Origin of the sequence: Shimia sagamensis, from assembly GCF_900182745.1 — a bacterium.
Classification (GTDB): domain Bacteria; phylum Pseudomonadota; class Alphaproteobacteria; order Rhodobacterales; family Rhodobacteraceae; genus Shimia; species Shimia sagamensis.
The window spans coordinates 402,461-417,607 of record NZ_FXTY01000003.1 but is presented as its reverse complement, the minus strand read 5'-3'; the positions used below and the strand labels follow the sequence as shown (position 1 = coordinate 417,607).

Below are 15,147 nucleotides of genomic sequence, written 5' to 3'. Positions count from 1 at the left end.
GTTCCTATTGCCTGCCCACTTCCACTATCACAGCTCCCAGCGCAATCAATGCCATCAAGGCGATCCTGCGCGGGCCAACGGTTTCTTTGAGGACCAGCCAGCCAATCAGTGCGGCAAAAACGGGTGAGGTTTCCCGCAACACGGCCGCCTCCCCCACGTTGTCCAATCGAGTGGCCAACATCACAGAGCCAAAGCTCGCAAAAGCCACCAACCCGCCAATAAACCCACGCGTCATCAACGGACCAAGTGTGGGCGGATTGACCATGGCGCGGTAGCGCAACGCCGCCAACACCGGGAACACCAGCCCGTCGACGAGGAAAAACCACGCGAGAAAAGTAAACGGGTCCGCTGTCGCACGAATGCCATAAGCGTCATACGTGGTATAGAGCGCCACAAAAAAGCCGGTGAAGACTGCGATGACCATCGCCGCCACCAAGGTTTCACGCCCGTCGGTCATAAACACCATGTTGTAGATCGCCAGGCCGAGAATGCCGGCCATCAACACCGCCACGCCAAACCATTGCAGACCGCTGAAGGTTTCGCCAAAAATCAGATAGGCGCCAATGACCGTAAAAAACGGCCCCACTCCGCGCACCACCGGGTAGACAACGGTGAACGCGCCTTTGGTGTAGGCCCAACTTTGCAGCAGCTTGTACCCAGTGTGGATCACAAACGCGCCCGCAAAAATCAGCCACATATGTGGCTCCGGCCAAGGCACAACAAACAGCGCAAACGGCGCAGCCATAGCTGCATAGCTGAAATCAATCGCGCCGCGAGTCAGCCAGGGATCATGCCGCCCTTTCTGTAGCGCACCAAACACCGCATGTAAGAAAGCGGCGAGTAAGGCCAACGTTAAGGCCAATTGCTGCCCAGACGCTGTGCCCTCTAAGGAGACCAGCCAGGCGCTCACGTCATGCCCTCACAGGAGCGGTGCAAGCTCACTTTTGATCCAGGCCGATCAAGGCCGCGGCAAACTCTTCTGGGTCAAACGGTTGCAGATCGTCAATCTGTTCCCCCACACCAATCGCATGAATAGGCAGGCCAATTTTGTCCGCAAGGCTCACGAGAATACCACCCTTGGCGGTGCCATCGAGCTTGGTCATCACCAACCCAGACACATCAGCCAGCTTCTGGAAAGTTTCAACTTGGCTGATCGCATTCTGCCCAGTGGTCGCATCCAACACCAACAAAGTGTTGTGCGGCGCATCCGGGTTTTTCTTGCGGATCACGCGCACAATTTTCGACAATTCTTCCATCAGATCCTGTCGGTTTTGCAAACGCCCTGCTGTGTCGATCATCAACAAGTCCGCGCCTTCAGCTTCCGCCTTGGTCATTGCATCATACGCCAGGCTTGCCGGATCCGAGCCTTCTGGTGCCGTCAGAACCGGCACACCAGCGCGTTCGCCCCATACTTGCAGCTGCTCCACCGCTGCTGCGCGGAACGTATCTCCCGCTGCAATCACCACGGACTTACCTGCAGACCGAAACTGACTTGCCAGCTTACCAATGGTGGTGGTCTTGCCGGAGCCATTTACGCCCACTACCAGCACAACCTGTGGCTTGGATGGATACAACGGCATCGGGCGCGCCACGGTTTCCATGATCCGCGCCACTTCCGTGGCCAGAATTTCCTTGATCTCTTGTGACGAAACCCGGCGGCCCAAACGGCCCTCTGCGATATTCGCGGTCACGCGCAGCGCGGTATCAACGCCCATATCTGAGGCAATCAGCAACTCTTCGAGCTGCTCGAGCATGTCATCATCCAGCACACGTTTTACAACTGGACCGCTCTGGTTCTGACCAGTCAGGCGCGCAAAGATGCCGGACTTGGGAGCCTCGACAGGGGCTTTGTCCTCAGCGACCGGTGCAGCTTCCACTTCAACCACTGCAGGCACGGGCTGCTCAACTGCAACGCTCTCAACCGCAACCGCAGCGGTCTCCTCGCCGCCATCTTCGACAATCGCCTCAAGCCCCTCGTCCAGTTTGGACGACGATTTGAACAACTTGTCTTTGAGCTTTGAGAAAAACGCCATAGTGGCCTCCGGAACTGCTTGCTTCCAGTTAGTCTGATTTTGCGGGATTTAAAAGAGCGGGGTCGCCCAGCCCACGCCCGCCACAATCAGAAACTGTCCGCCCGCATAAAGCACCCATAGCGCAACGGACACCATGCGTTGCAGAGCCGCATCCGGTTTCATGCGAAACAGTTGGATCGCCAACAACGTATCAGACGCCATGAAAGCCACAGCCCCCGCTACAGCCAATGGACGATCCACCAACCCCAAAGCTGTCGCCCCCATAGCGCAGATGATCACCACATAGGCTCTCACCGGCCACCGTAGATCACCCGTAAATGGGCTCAACCAGCGCTCAGTCGACAGTGCAAACACCACCAGTGCCGCCAACAACACAGGCATCGCTAGCGGTCCCGCACCAATGTCCCAAAAGTAGACGACATACGCCACGTGCGCCGCCGCAAAAGAGATCAAGCCGACCAAAAAGGCTTTCTCACCGTCCCGCGATAGGGCCAAATCTCCAAGCGCAGACAGCAACAGCGCCACCACCACCGCCCAGGAGCCAAAACTCACCGCCACGGCCACCGCAAAGGCGGGCATCGGGATGGTTTTCACCACCGTTTTCCATACACTTGGCGGCCGGTGACAAAAGGCCACCGCATAAATCAACGCCGCCAAAATCCCAACGACAAGCAAACCCAGCCGGATGCTCTGACGCAGGGCAATTTCTTCGACAATACTCATGGCGGCCTCTTCCGTTTCGCCCACACCCTAAGGCGGCAAGTCGCTGTTTGTCTTGTGCAAAATGGGAAGGTGACGCGCAGAGAGCCTATAAGCCGGATTTTGTTCCCCGCAGTCGCCTGCGGTTCAATGACCATTCATCTAGGACGCCTGTTACCAGACGTCTCAAGCTGCCAACCCGGACCTGCTCGGAGCAAAGCGCTCCTGTGCTTGCGCACACGCGGTCCCTATTTGGCATTGCTCCCGGTGGGGCTTGCCGTGCCGCCGCTGTTGCCAGCCGCGCGGTGGGCTCTTACCCCACCGTTTCACCCTTACTCCCGCAAGCGAGAGCGGTCTGTTTTCTGTGGCGCTTTCCCTCGGGTTTCCCCGGCCGGGCGTTACCCGGCACCGTTGCTTTGTGGAGTCCGGACTTTCCTCGCGAGCATACGCCCCCGCGGCCATCCAGCTCTCTGCGCAAGCCCGCAATAAGCGCTTGGCGCAACCGGGTCAATCACTGCGTGACAGCTGCACCAACCGCGCGGCGATACGGCTGTCCTCAGCGTCACGAGGCCCGTTGGCCCAAGGTCGGAACCGCGCCCGAAATGCGTCAAAACAATTCGGGTTCTCAAGATCATAACCAAATTGCGCCGCACAACTCGCCCAATCTGCGTTCTCCGCTTTTTGATCTGGCCAAACCGCCAGTCCCTGACGTGCCAAACGCAACCAGTCAAACTTCGGACCCGGATCAATCTTGCGTCCCGGCGACATATCAGAGTGCCCAATCACACCGTCCGGGCCAATGTCCCAGCGCTGCATGATACCTTCCAAAAGAGTTTCCAGCGCAGCCATCTGCTTTGCAGCAAACGGATGGTCACCCTTGTTTGACAGCTCAATACCAATACTACGCGAGTTAACATCGTCGCGGCCTAGCCAGCTTCCAACACCCGCATGCCACGCCCGCATGTCTTCCGCCACCAGCTGCGTCACCTGCCCATCCGGTGCAATCACGTAGTGCGCCGACACTTCCGCCTCTGGATTGCACAGCCAATCAATGGCCGCCTGGGCGCAGTCCATCGCGGTGTAGTGGATCACAATCAACTCAGGCCGCTGGCCATCGCGCCGCTCGCCAAAGTTCGGCGAGGGCTGATGCGACATGTCCAAAATTGGGGGCATTGATTAGTTGCCAGCCGCCACGCGGAACGGGCTTGGATCCCACTTGCAGGCATAGCCGTCACCATCCGGATCGACGCCAAGACGGTCTTTCTTCGGTCCGCCTTTTTCTAAGAATGCCCGTTGCGCGGCTTCGTCACTGGAAAACTTGGCACAAGCTTTGTCGTAGCGTGACGCACCGCCAATTTTCAGGCGGCTGTGCATCTTGGTCCCACGTGGGTGTTTGGTGTCCAGTGCATAGGCCACGATATTTGGCCCGGCGTCCCCTGTGCGCACCGGCACGGCAGTTGGTTGAATCACCGTGTAATTGGCTTTGTTCTGCTGACGCCGCGCCGCATCCGCTTCAATCGTCCGACGTCCATCCACAGCAGCAAAGTCATTCTCATCCGAGATGCCGGGGTTGGAAAACACCTGCGGCGCAGGGTTGCTTGGGCTTGCATCCAGCGGTAGCTCGCCAGAATTGGCAGATGCCGCTGCCAGCGCAGCTGTGGTTTCGCTGGCAATACTGGCGGCGTCACTGTTTATAGCAGGTACGGAGCCGGTAGGCGGCACTGCATTCACCGCTGCAGTGGGGCGCGGCTTTGCTGTCGTTGTGGTTGTCAGCGGCGTGGCAGTCGTTGTTTGGACGGGGACCACAGGCTGAATTGTCGCCACTTGCGGCGCGTCCGGAATGGTTTCTTGAGACACTGCTTTTGCCGGAGGTAACGCGGTATTTCGATGCTCCCCCGTTACCTCGTCATAAAATACGCCTGCGGCGCTGTCCGGTACGGGCGGCTGGCACGCGCTAAGCGTTACCAGCGCACAAATGGCCCCAATGCTACGTTTCATGATTTGCCTTAACTGCTCTTAGTTTTGCAGCAGCTTTACCACCATTTGCCTGGTTTGGCCACAAATCCTGCGGCCTGTTCCAACGCGTAGGCGGTGTTTAGCAAATCGCCCTCTTCCCATGGCCTGCCAATCAGCTGCAAACCTAGCGGCAATCCCTGGCTGTCAACCCCAGTGGGCACCGAAATACCCGGCAGGCCAGCAAGGTTCACAGTCACGGTGAACACGTCATTCAGATACATCTGGATCGGATCTGCGTCGGTCATTTCGCCCAGACCAAAGGCGGCAGATGGCGTTGCCGGCGTCAGGATCGCATCGATGCCTTGAGCAAAGACGTTCTCAAAGTCCTGCTTGATCAGCGTCCGCACACGGCGTGCGCGGTTATAGTACGCGTCATAGAAACCAGCGGACAACACATAGGTGCCCACCATCACACGACGCTGAACCTCATGGCCAAAGCCTTCGGCGCGGGTCTTTTCATACATCTCAGTGATGCCATCACCCGCCGCCAAAGTGGCGCGGTGGCCGTAACGCACACCGTCATAACGCGCGAGGTTCGAAGAGGCCTCCGCAGGCGCAATCACATAATATGCTGGCAACGCGTATTTGGTGTGCGGCAGGGAGATATCAACAATCTCCGCCCCGGCCGCTTTCAGCATCTCTGTGCCGTCTGCCCAGAGCTTTTCGATTTCCGCTGGCATGCCGTCCATACGGTACTCTTTTGGAATACCAATTTTCTTGCCACGAATATCGCCAGTCAGCATGGCTTCAAAATTTGGCACCGCAAGATCAACGCTGGTGCTGTCTTTCTCGTCGTGACCACACATTGCTTCGAGCATGATCGCCGCATCGCGCACGTCTTTGGTCATTGGACCCGCCTGATCCAGCGAGGACGCAAACGCCACCACGCCCCAGCGGGAACAGCGCCCATAGGTTGGCTTGATGCCGGTGATGCCAGTAAACGCGGCAGGTTGGCGGATAGACCCACCAGTATCAGTACCAGTTGCCGCGAGGCACAGATCAGCCGCCACAGCCGAAGCTGAACCGCCCGACGAGCCACCCGGTGTCAGCGCCGCATCGTCGTTGCCACGACGCCAGGGGTTGATGGCATTGCCGTAAACCGACGTCTCGTTGGACGACCCCATCGCGAACTCATCCATGTTGAGCTTGCCAAGCATAACTGCGCCGGAGTCTTCCAGCTTCTGCGAGATCGTGCTCTCATACTCCGGCTTAAAGCCTTCCAGAATGGCACTGGCGGCCTGGCTCGGCACACCTTTGGTGCAGAACAGGTCTTTGATGCCAATTGGCAGACCACACATATCGGGTGCATCGCCTTGAGCAATCCGCACATCCGCCGCTTTGGCACGTTCCAGCGCAAGCTCAGGTGTCTTATGCACAAAGGCGTTCAACGCGTCCGCGTCATCTATCGCCTTCAGAAAGGTCTCAGTCAGTTCAACGGAAGTCACGTCACCGGCGCGCAGCTTGTCACGGGCTTCGGCCAGAGTGAGTTTGGTCAGATCAGTCATATCGGGCGCCTCTCTATGTGGGGCAAATTCTATTGTCAGGGGATCAACGGCACAGGGGCCGGATCACTCCACCACTTTGGGAACAGCAAAGAAGCCTTCGCGCGCATCTGGCGCGTTACTCAGAATTTTGTCTTGCTGATCACCATCAGTCACCACGTCCTTGCGACGCTTCAAACGCATCGGGGTGACAGACACCATCGGCTCCACACCCTCCACGTCAACTTCATTCAGTTGCTCAATGAAACCCAGCACGGCATTGAATTCCTGTGCCAGCGCAGGCAGGGCATCTTCTTCAACCTTGATACGGGCCAGTTTGGCCACTTTGGCGGCGGTGCTTTCGTCAATCGACATGGGGCAAGACTCTCTCGTTGCGGACGTGCTCTCAGCCTTTATCGTGCACGGGAATATGGTGCAAGCCACGCGACGTGGAATCGAGACTCACAAACTTTCGTCCCGCATATGAAAGTAGGTGGCGCATCTCCTGCATTTACCAATTTTGGCCACATCGCTAGGGTCGCTTCATTGCAAATGGAGTTTGACTATGAAGATTATCTGGCTCGGACACTCTGGATTTCGCATCGAAATCGAAGACCAAGTGTTGCTGATCGATCCTTGGCTTTCAAACAACCCTTCTTTTCCAGATGAAGAACGTGAGCGCGCTATCCAAGGAACCACTGCAATCCTCATGACGCATGGACACTCGGACCATATCGAAGACATTCCCGCCATTGCCTCCGCAACCGGCGCACCGGTGGCTGGTGTCTATGAATTGGCGGAGTGGATGGAGAAATCCCATGGACTAACCGGGATTGGCTTTGGAAAAGGCGGTACTATTCGACTGGGCAGAGTTGAGGTTACTTTGGTGAATGCCGTGCATTCTTCCTCCACACATAAAGACGGCCAACGCCACTACGTTGGCGTCGAAGCCGGCTTTATGATCTCCGGCGAAGGCAAGACCATCTATGTCAGCGGTGACACGGATGTGATGGCCGACATGGAAATCTTCAACGACCTTCACAGTCCAGACATCGGCCTGCTGTCTTGCGGCGGATACTTCACCATGGACATGCGACGGGCCGCCTACGCTGCCAACAAGTTCTTCAACTTCAAAACGGTGATTCCCTGTCACTACAAGACGTTTCCGATGCTCGAGCAATCCGCCGATGTTTTAATCCAAGCACTTCCCAACGTCGACGTAGTCGAACCCGAGGTAATGCACTCCATCGACCTCTAAAGCGTCACCGACGTTCTGCAAAAAACGCCTTCAACAAGGCCTTGCACTCTACCGACGCAATGCCGTCATAGACCTCCGGCACGTGATGGCTTTGCGGATGTGCAAACACCCGAGGCCCCTGCGCCACCCCGCCGGATTTCGGATCAGACGCGCCGTAGTATACCCGCGCGATCCGCGCCTGACTGATCGCGCTGGCACACATCGGGCACGGCTCCAGCGTCACGTAGAGATCACAGCCGACAAGCCGCTCACTGCCGATTCTGGCACAAGCCGCTCGCATCGCCAGGATTTCCGCGTGCCCCGTCGGGTCACAATCCTCTCGTGTCCGATTGCCCGCCGTTGCCAATACAGCCCCATTCGGCCCTACAATCACAGCCCCCACCGGCACCTCCCCCCGGCTCGCGGCCGCCCGCGCTTCCTCAAGCGCCAGATCCATGTGGGTTGTGAACATCATGTTGTATGATTTGCCCTGCCAAGCCCCCTTTCGCAATCCCCGTTTCGCAGGTACACGGGGACATGTCACAAAAGCCTCCCTCCTCCCGTCGCCCATCTGCGAAACCAAACGCGTCCAAATCGCGCCCGCCCAAGCCGCGTAGCACAACTGCAAAACCGGCATCCGACGCGCCCAAACGCGAAGGCGATCGCATCGCCAAAGTGCTGGCACGCGCAGGGGTAGCTTCACGCCGTGATGCAGAGCGTATGATCGAAGCAGGGCGCGTATCGGTGAACGGGAATAAACTCGACAGCCCGGCCCTTAACGTAACGGCAAAAGACCGCATCACCGTGGACGGTAAACCCATTGGCGAGCCTGATCCGGAACGCATCTGGCTCTACCATAAGCCAACAGGCCTTGTGTCAACAAACCGTGACGAAAAAGGTCGCGAGACAATCTTTGATCACTTGCCTGAAAATCTGCCGCGCGTGATGACTGTTGGACGGCTCGATCTCAATTCCGAAGGCCTCCTGCTGCTCACCAACGACGGTGACTTGAAACGTAAGCTGGAATTGCCGAGCACAGGTTGGCTGCGCAAATACCGCGTACGAATCAACGGTCGCCCGACGGAAGAGACGTTTGCGCCCTTGCGCAAAGGCATCGTGGCGGAGGGAGAGCGGTTTCAACCGATGGAGATCACTTTGGATCGCCAACAAGGCGCCAACGCTTGGGTGACCATCGGCTTGCGCGAAGGCAAAAACCGCGAAATTCGCCGCGCCATGGAGGCCATCAACCTGACAGTGAACCGTCTGATCCGTGTGTCTTATGGCCCATTTCAGCTTGGCCAGCTGAAATCCGGTGAAGTTGAAGAAGTGCGCCGTCGTGTTGTACGAGATCAATTGGGCCTCGAAGGCGCAGTGCCCGAAGAAAAACGTCGCAAACCGGTCCGCCGCCGCAACTAAGCAATTGCGCAGGTTTCCTGCCTCGGCGATGCACCGCTTTACCAAAACTTCCCCCTAGCCATCTTGCGGTAGAGTTCTTAGATTTCTCCATAACTTAGCGCAGGGTGGAGCCATTATGTCATCAACTGGTTTGCAGAAGCTGGCCTTCGGCCTATTGGTTCTGTTGATCTTCTACGTCTCTTTCACGGGAGGTGTGTGATGGCTCAGAAATTTGGTGGCAAATATAGCCCAGGCGGTGGGCAATCTTCCTCCGCATCCGACGACGGCTTTCGCAATGCAAAACGCAGTCGCGCTGGGGGCCGCATCAATCTGCTTTTCATCGCCCCGCTGCCTCTGATCTGGAAAGCCTTCACCTCTGAGCCGATTGTGATGGCACAGTATTTGGCGGCCCTTGGTACCCTGCTTCTAGCCGCTTGGATGACCCGCGAGGGCATGTTTGCCCAAGAGGCCTTTGACGCGCGCAAAGTGGCCCGTCGCCCCGCCCTACCGCGCAAACTGCTCGGATCTGTTCTAACGGGCCTCGGTCTGGCAATTGCAGGTCTTGCGAGCCATGGCCTAATAGGAGCCGGCATCTTTGCCGCTGTTGGCGGGCTGTTGCACAGCTTTGCCTTTGGTCTCGACCCGATGTCGGACAAAGGCATGGAAGGCACCAACCGCCACCAAACCGACCGCGTTGCCCGTGCCGTAGAAGAAGCCGAAGAACATCTGCGCGCCATGAGTGATGCCGTAACACGCGCTGGTGACCGCGATGTGGAGCGTCGTGTTCAATCGTTCCAAACCACCGCCCGCGACTTGTTTCGCACAGTCGAAGAGGATCCGCGCGACCTGACCGCAGCGCGTCGCTACCTCAGCGTCTATTTGCTAGGTGCCAAAGACGCGACCGTGAAGTTTGCCGACATCTACAGCCGCACCCAAGACAGCCAAGCCCGCGCTGATTACCTCACTCTGTTGGATGACTTGGAAGAAAACTTTGCCGCGCGCACGCAGAAGCTCCTGCTTGAGGACCGCGGCGACCTGACCATCGAAATTGACGTGCTACGCGAGCGCCTGGAGCGCGAAGGCCTGCGCCGCGACAGCTGATAACACATGTGACCTACCGGGAAGGGTGGATTTAAATGTCTGAGATTGTAAAACAAAAAGCCGAAGCGGCATTGGCGGAAATCACCGAAGCCACCGTTGCGCTTCCCGAACCGGTTGAAGCCAACGCCATTGTACCTCTGACCGAAGCAGACGCACCAGTGTCTGCAGAGATCACCAAACGCATGGCCGAGTTGGACATGGCCAACACCAACTCGATTGTGTCCTTTGGCTCCGGTGCTCAGGCAGAACTACAGACTATTTCCCAAGCCATGTTGCAGGATGTGCGCAACAAGGACGTCGGCCCAGCGGGCGACAGCCTGCGTGACATCGTCACCACGATCCGTGGGTTTTCGGTCTCCGAACTGGATGTCCGCCGGGAGCGCAGCTTCTGGGAGAAACTGTTTGGCAAGGCCGCGCCATTTGCCAAGTTCACTGCCCGCTTTGAAGACGTGCAGGATCAGATCGACCGTGTCACCGACGATCTCCTAGGCCATGAGCACAAACTTCTGAAAGACATCAAGTCTCTGGATGTGCTCTACGAAAAGACTCTGGCTTTCTACGACGAACTCGCGCTCTACATCGCCGCTGGTGAAGCCAAGATTGCCGATCTAGATGCCAACGACATCCCCGCTAAAGAAGCTGAGGTTTCTGCAGCGGATGAAGACGCTCAGGTCATGAAGGCGCAAGAGTTGCGCGACCTACGCGCTGCGCGCGACGATTTGGAACGCCGTGTGCACGACCTGAAACTCACCCGCCAGGTTACCATGCAGTCGCTGCCGTCCATACGTTTGGTGCAGGAAAACGACAAGTCTCTGGTTACCAAGATCAACTCGACCTTAGTCAACACTGTACCGCTCTGGGAAACCCAACTGGCGCAGGCCGTCACCATCCAACGCTCCGCAGAGGCCGCCGCCGCAGTACGTGACGCCAATGATCTGACCAACGAGCTGCTGACCGCCAACGCTAAAAACCTGCGGGAAACCAACCGTGTGGTACGAACCGAAATGGAACGCGGTGTGTTCGACATCGAGGCTGTGAAAACCGCCAACGCCGAGCTGATCGCCACTATCAACGAGTCACTGCAAATTGCCGACGAAGGCAAAGCCAAACGTGCCGCGGCTGAGGATGACATGAAGAAAATGGAGGCTGACCTGCGCGACACATTGGCCTCCGCCAAAGCGCGCAAGGACGGCCTCGGCGACACCACCGCCACCGCAGTGCCCACAACGTGAGGCAGTTTGCAGGCATAGGTTTGGCACTGCTGATCACCTTGGCAGCCTGTGGAGACACCGGCGGCATCACCAAGCCGCCGGCTCTAAAACCAACGCCTGCCCCCCCATCTGAAGCCAGCGCTGCTCTACGCTCTTACTACAGTAAAGTTCAGGCTGACCTTTTGACGCGTGGATTGCTGCGCACTGACGGCGGTGGCCCCGACACGCCCTTCACACCGGACATTCTCGCCCGAAACTTCGAACGCATCGCCTTTTACGATGAATATAGCAGTGGCGGAGGGTTGGAGAGGTCATCAGGTCAAGCGGGTCAGCTACGCCGCTGGAATGGGCCCATAAAGATAAACGTTGAGTTTGGCCCTTCCGTTCCTGAGGAACAAAGGGCCGTAGACCGCGCAACCGTGGCCGCTTATGTGCCGCGTCTTGCAAATACCACCGGTCACGCCGTTCGCCAAAGCGGCAGCAAGCCAAACTTCCATGTGTTGGTTATGGGCGCGGACGACCGCAACACTGTCAACAGCCGCCTCGACAGCTTGTTACCAAACGCCTCCCCCAAAACCCGTGCGCTGTTCGCCAACCCACCACGCAATATCTATTGCTTCGTGGTGGCGCTGGCCTCAGACAGCAATCCCAACGTTTACACGTCCGCCGTTGCCCTTGTACGTGCGGAACACCCTGATCTGCTGCGCAAATCCTGCTTTCACGAAGAGATCGCTCAGGGCCTCGGTTTGGCCAATGATAGCCCCGAAGCCCGCCCCTCGATCTTCAACGACGACGAGGAGTTTGCACTCCTTACTACGCATGACGAAAAACTGCTCTCCATGCTCTACGACGACCGGCTCAGCACCGGTATGAGCGTGGGCGAAGCCCGCCCCATTGTTTACATTCTGGCCCGCGAGCAGACCGCTCAGAACTTCTGAGCAGCCTCGAGACCAGCCTTTTGAAAGGACCACTTCATGGGTATTTTTGATTTTCTCACCGGCGAATTTATCGACGTCATCCATTGGGTTGACGACACCCGCGACACGCTGGTGTTCCGGTTTGAACGCGAAGGACATGAGATCAAATACGGTGCCAAGCTGACCGTGCGCGAGGGCCAAGCAGCCGTGTTTGTGCACGAAGGCCAATTGGCCGACGTCTTCACTCCCGGTCTCTACATGTTGGAAACCAACAACATGCCGGTGATGACCACGTTGCAGCACTGGGATCACGGTTTCAAAAGCCCGTTCAAATCCGAAATCTACTACGTCAACACCACGCGCTTTGCCGATCTGAAATGGGGTACCAAAAACCCAATTATGGTGCGGGACCCCGAGTTTGGCCCCGTGCGTCTGCGCGCCTATGGCACCTACGCAATCCGCGTTGTGGACCCTGCACGCTTCCTTACGGAGATCGTTGGGACCGACGGCGAGTTCACCATGGATGAGATCTCCTTCCAGATCCGCAATATCATCGTGCAGGAATTCTCTCGCGTGGTCGCAGGCTCTGGCATTCCAGTGCTCGACATGGCGGCCAACACCGCCGATCTGGGCAAGCTGGTCGCCGCCGAAATTTCCGGCACCATCGCAGAATACGGCCTCGCGATCCCTGAACTCTATATCGAAAACATCTCGCTGCCCCCCGCGGTCGAGGCCGCCATGGACAAGCGCACCTCCATGGGCATTGTCGGCGATTTGGGCAAATATACGCAGTTCTCTGCCGCCGAAGCCATGACCGCCGCCGCGCAAACGCCAAACTCCGGCATGGGCGCCGGTATGGGCATGGGTATGGGCATGGCGATGGCCCAACAGATGTCGCAAACCGGCCCATGGGGCGCTGCCCAGGCGCCACAGGCGGCACCTGCCCCACAAGCCGCCGCCGCACCACCTCCGCCCCCACCTGTCGAGCACGTCTGGCACATCGCTGAAAACGGCCAAACCAAAGGCCCATTCTCCAAGGCTGCGCTCGGCCGCATGGCCACCGCTGGGGAAATCACCCGCGAAACCCATGTCTGGACCGCCGGTCAGGACGGCTGGAAACACGCTGAAGATGTGGCCGAACTGGCCCAGCTCTTCACCATCCTGCCGCCACCTCCTCCGGGCGCTTAACTCTCTTGCTCCGGCTTTCAGGCCGGGGCTTCACCTGTTTTTCCCAAGCCATTTCAAAGCAAGCAGCCTCTCATGTCAGCCACTCCACCGCCTGCGCCCAAAGAGACCACCCGTTTCCCCTGCGCTCAATGCGGCGCCGACTATCGTTTTGCCCCTAACGAAGGCAAACTGATCTGTGATCACTGTGGCCATGAAGAGGCCACTGAGCAGGGCGACCGCACTGCCGCCATAGCAGAATTGGATTTCAAATCCGCGCTTGCGGAACAGCTCCCGGCCGCCGAAATGGTCGAGGCCCGCACCACCTCTTGTCCCAATTGCGCCGCGCATGTGGTGTTTGAAGGCGACACTCACGCCACCGAATGTCCATTCTGCGCCACGCCGGTGGTGGTCGACACAGGCACACATCGCCTGATCAAACCGCGTGCCGTTTTGCCGTTCCAAATTGCCGAAAAGGTTGCCCACCAATCTATGAATGACTGGCTGGGCAAACTCTGGTTTGCGCCCAATGGCTTGCAGGAGTACGCCAAGAAGGGCCGCAAGATGGACGGCATCTATGTCCCATATTGGACCTATGACGCCGATACAAAATCCTCCTACCTCGGCGAGCGTGGCACCATCTATTACGTGACTGAAACCGTCGTGGTGGACGGCAAGCGGGAACAGCGACAGGTGCAAAAAATTCGCTGGTCTCCGGCGTCAGGCCGCGTAAAGCGTTGGTTTGACGATATTCTGGTGCTCGGTTCCAAAGCCCTGCCAAAAAAATACACCGATAACCTTCAGCCTTGGGATCTCTCCGCGCTTGAGCCTTATACGCCTGAATTCCTCGCTGGCTTTCAGGCTGAGGGGTATTCCATCAAGCTCGAAGAAGGCTATGACGAGGCCCGCGATCACATGGACCGTGTGATCCGCCGCGACGTGGCCTTTGACATCGGCGGCGACCGCCAGCGCATCCACAACATCTCAACAGCAGTCAGCGACGTGACGTTCAAACACATCCTGCTGCCGGTCTGGATGGCCGCTTATAAATATCGCGGCAAGTCTTATCGCTTTGTTGTGAATGGACAAACCGGCCGCGTACAGGGCGAGCGTCCTTACTCCAAGTGGAAAATCGCTTTCGCCGTGCTGCTCGCCGCTATTGCAGCGGGCGTGATTGGCTATATCATCGCCCAAAACCAATAAGAATTGGGGAAATCCGCGATGTCTCATCACGCTGCGCTGCAAGAACTTCTGCATACTCGTCACTCCTGTCGGGCTTTCAAATCCGATGCCGTGCCACACGATGTGATTTCACACATTCTCCATGACGCCGGTCGAGCCCCGTCTTGGTGCAACGCACAGCCCTGGAAGGTCATTGTCACTTCGGGTACTCAGACGGAGACCTTTCGCGAAGCCATGGCCTCAGCCTTTGACAAAGGCGCCCCCGCGCCCGACTACCCTTTTCCGGCCACCTACACCGGCGCTCATCTTGAACGCCGTCGCACTTGCGGCTTTCAGCTCTATGAAGCTGTAGGCATCGGGCGTGGAGACCGCGAAGGCCGCGCCCGCCAAATGCGCGAAAATTACACACTCTTTGGCGCACCACATGTCGCGGTGATCACCTGCCCCAAAGAGCTTGGCCCCTACGGCGTGCTCGACTGCGGCGGTTTTATCACCGCCTTCTGCCTTTCTGCCAAGGCGCAAGGCATCGGCACCGTGCCCCAAGCGGCCTTATCACTTTTTTCCGACACGATCCGCACGCACTTTGACATCCCCGAAGATCGCAATGTGCTCGCCGCCATCTCCTTTGGCTTTCCAGAAGACGAGGCGCCAATCAACACTTTCCGCACCGACCGCGCAGCGCTGGACGAATTTGTGGATTGGCGCGACTGA

The 15,147-nt window shown here is 57.9% G+C and carries 16 protein-coding genes and 1 other RNA gene; 8 read left to right on the top strand and 9 right to left on the bottom strand.

Annotated elements, in window-relative coordinates; genetic code table 11:
- Positions 1-4 precede the first annotated feature (4 nt).
- From QOL67_RS10200 to gatC, 8 genes are all read right to left on the bottom strand, one after another.
- On the bottom strand, positions 5-910 hold the full coding sequence (locus tag QOL67_RS10200) for a DMT family transporter (RefSeq protein WP_283425857.1): 906 nt from the start codon (positions 908-910) through the stop codon (positions 5-7).
- A 28-nt stretch (positions 911-938) separates the two neighbouring features.
- Entirely contained in the window at positions 939-2,033 is a 1,095-nt protein-coding gene (gene ftsY / locus QOL67_RS10195) for a signal recognition particle-docking protein FtsY (protein WP_283425856.1), read from the bottom strand.
- A gap of 48 nt (positions 2,034-2,081) precedes the next feature.
- Positions 2,082-2,756 (bottom strand): lysoplasmalogenase, encoded by a 675-nt coding sequence (locus QOL67_RS10190; RefSeq protein WP_283425855.1) that lies wholly within the window; start codon positions 2,754-2,756, stop codon positions 2,082-2,084.
- 72 nt (positions 2,757-2,828) lie between these two features.
- Positions 2,829-3,206: RNase P RNA component class A (gene rnpB, locus QOL67_RS10185), an RNA gene on the bottom strand.
- Positions 3,207-3,239: 33 nt separating this feature from the next.
- The gene (locus QOL67_RS10180) at positions 3,240-3,905 is read right to left on the bottom strand and encodes an N-acetylmuramoyl-L-alanine amidase (protein WP_283425854.1); all 666 of its coding nucleotides are present in this window, start codon (positions 3,903-3,905) and stop codon (positions 3,240-3,242) included.
- A gap of 3 nt (positions 3,906-3,908) precedes the next feature.
- A complete protein-coding gene (locus QOL67_RS10175; protein WP_283425853.1) occupies positions 3,909-4,730 on the bottom strand; it encodes a hypothetical protein in 822 nt (273 codons plus the stop codon).
- A gap of 35 nt (positions 4,731-4,765) precedes the next feature.
- A complete protein-coding gene (gene gatA / locus QOL67_RS10170; protein ID WP_283425852.1) occupies positions 4,766-6,253 on the bottom strand; it encodes an Asp-tRNA(Asn)/Glu-tRNA(Gln) amidotransferase subunit GatA in 1,488 nt (495 codons plus the stop codon).
- A gap of 63 nt (positions 6,254-6,316) precedes the next feature.
- Complete coding sequence (gene gatC, locus QOL67_RS10165; RefSeq protein WP_283425851.1) at positions 6,317-6,604, bottom strand: Asp-tRNA(Asn)/Glu-tRNA(Gln) amidotransferase subunit GatC; 288 nt, start codon at positions 6,602-6,604, stop codon at positions 6,317-6,319.
- Positions 6,605-6,794: 190 nt separating this feature from the next.
- Here gatC and QOL67_RS10160 point away from each other — a divergent pair, with 190 nt between their 5' ends.
- Positions 6,795-7,487: a metal-dependent hydrolase gene (locus QOL67_RS10160; RefSeq protein WP_283425850.1), complete on the top strand. Its 693-nt coding sequence runs from the start codon at positions 6,795-6,797 to the stop codon at positions 7,485-7,487.
- Positions 7,488-7,491: 4 nt separating this feature from the next.
- On the opposite strand, the gene QOL67_RS10155 is transcribed toward QOL67_RS10160, so the two are convergent.
- A complete protein-coding gene (locus tag QOL67_RS10155) occupies positions 7,492-7,941 on the bottom strand; it encodes a nucleoside deaminase (RefSeq protein WP_283425849.1) in 450 nt (149 codons plus the stop codon).
- A 62-nt stretch (positions 7,942-8,003) separates the two neighbouring features.
- Here QOL67_RS10155 and QOL67_RS10150 point away from each other — a divergent pair, with 62 nt between their 5' ends.
- The 7 genes from QOL67_RS10150 to QOL67_RS10120 all read left to right on the top strand — a co-directional run bounded on the left by QOL67_RS10150 (position 8,004) and on the right by QOL67_RS10120 (position 15,147).
- Positions 8,004-8,882 carry a pseudouridine synthase gene (locus tag QOL67_RS10150; protein WP_283425848.1) on the top strand — a complete coding sequence of 293 codons (879 nt, stop codon included), beginning with the start codon at positions 8,004-8,006 and terminating at the stop codon, positions 8,880-8,882.
- Positions 8,883-9,080: 198 nt separating this feature from the next.
- Positions 9,081-9,962 carry a 5-bromo-4-chloroindolyl phosphate hydrolysis family protein gene (locus QOL67_RS10145; protein ID WP_283425847.1) on the top strand — a complete coding sequence of 294 codons (882 nt, stop codon included), beginning with the start codon at positions 9,081-9,083 and terminating at the stop codon, positions 9,960-9,962.
- A 35-nt stretch (positions 9,963-9,997) separates the two neighbouring features.
- Positions 9,998-11,194, top strand: a complete 1,197-nt coding sequence (locus QOL67_RS10140) for a toxic anion resistance protein (RefSeq protein ID WP_283425846.1) — start codon at positions 9,998-10,000, stop codon at positions 11,192-11,194.
- 20 nt (positions 11,195-11,214) lie between these two features.
- Positions 11,215-12,111, top strand: a complete 897-nt coding sequence (locus QOL67_RS10135) for a DUF2927 domain-containing protein (RefSeq protein WP_283425845.1) — start codon at positions 11,215-11,217, stop codon at positions 12,109-12,111.
- Between the two features lie 36 nt (positions 12,112-12,147).
- Positions 12,148-13,278, top strand: coding sequence for an SPFH domain-containing protein (locus tag QOL67_RS10130; protein WP_283425844.1), 1,131 nt, complete (start codon positions 12,148-12,150; stop codon positions 13,276-13,278).
- A 72-nt stretch (positions 13,279-13,350) separates the two neighbouring features.
- Positions 13,351-14,457: a TFIIB-type zinc finger domain-containing protein gene (locus QOL67_RS10125; protein ID WP_283425843.1), complete on the top strand. Its 1,107-nt coding sequence runs from the start codon at positions 13,351-13,353 to the stop codon at positions 14,455-14,457.
- 18 nt (positions 14,458-14,475) lie between these two features.
- Positions 14,476-15,147 (top strand): nitroreductase, encoded by a 672-nt coding sequence (locus QOL67_RS10120; RefSeq protein WP_283425842.1) that lies wholly within the window; start codon positions 14,476-14,478, stop codon positions 15,145-15,147.

Bases quoted from the DNA above. Each gene is read 5' to 3' on its own strand.
- gatC (WP_283425851.1), bottom strand. From the start codon at position 6,604: ATGTCGATTGACGAAAGCACCGCCGCCAAAGTGGCCAAACTGGCCCGT.
- gatA (WP_283425852.1), bottom strand. From the start codon at position 6,253: ATGACTGATCTGACCAAACTCACTCTGGCCGAAGCCCGTGACAAGCTG.
- QOL67_RS10160 (WP_283425850.1), top strand. From the start codon at position 6,795: ATGAAGATTATCTGGCTCGGACACTCTGGATTTCGCATCGAAATCGAA.
- QOL67_RS10180 (WP_283425854.1), bottom strand. From the start codon at position 3,905: ATGCCCCCAATTTTGGACATGTCGCATCAGCCCTCGCCGAACTTTGGC.
- QOL67_RS10190 (WP_283425855.1), bottom strand. From the start codon at position 2,756: ATGAGTATTGTCGAAGAAATTGCCCTGCGTCAGAGCATCCGGCTGGGT.
- QOL67_RS10145 (WP_283425847.1), top strand. From the start codon at position 9,081: ATGGCTCAGAAATTTGGTGGCAAATATAGCCCAGGCGGTGGGCAATCT.
- QOL67_RS10150 (WP_283425848.1), top strand. From the start codon at position 8,004: ATGTCACAAAAGCCTCCCTCCTCCCGTCGCCCATCTGCGAAACCAAAC.
- ftsY (WP_283425856.1), bottom strand. From the start codon at position 2,033: ATGGCGTTTTTCTCAAAGCTCAAAGACAAGTTGTTCAAATCGTCGTCC.
- QOL67_RS10155 (WP_283425849.1), bottom strand. From the start codon at position 7,941: ATGATGTTCACAACCCACATGGATCTGGCGCTTGAGGAAGCGCGGGCG.
- QOL67_RS10120 (WP_283425842.1), top strand. From the start codon at position 14,476: ATGTCTCATCACGCTGCGCTGCAAGAACTTCTGCATACTCGTCACTCC.
- QOL67_RS10130 (WP_283425844.1), top strand. From the start codon at position 12,148: ATGGGTATTTTTGATTTTCTCACCGGCGAATTTATCGACGTCATCCAT.
- QOL67_RS10140 (WP_283425846.1), top strand. From the start codon at position 9,998: ATGTCTGAGATTGTAAAACAAAAAGCCGAAGCGGCATTGGCGGAAATC.
- QOL67_RS10175 (WP_283425853.1), bottom strand. From the start codon at position 4,730: ATGAAACGTAGCATTGGGGCCATTTGTGCGCTGGTAACGCTTAGCGCG.
- QOL67_RS10125 (WP_283425843.1), top strand. From the start codon at position 13,351: ATGTCAGCCACTCCACCGCCTGCGCCCAAAGAGACCACCCGTTTCCCC.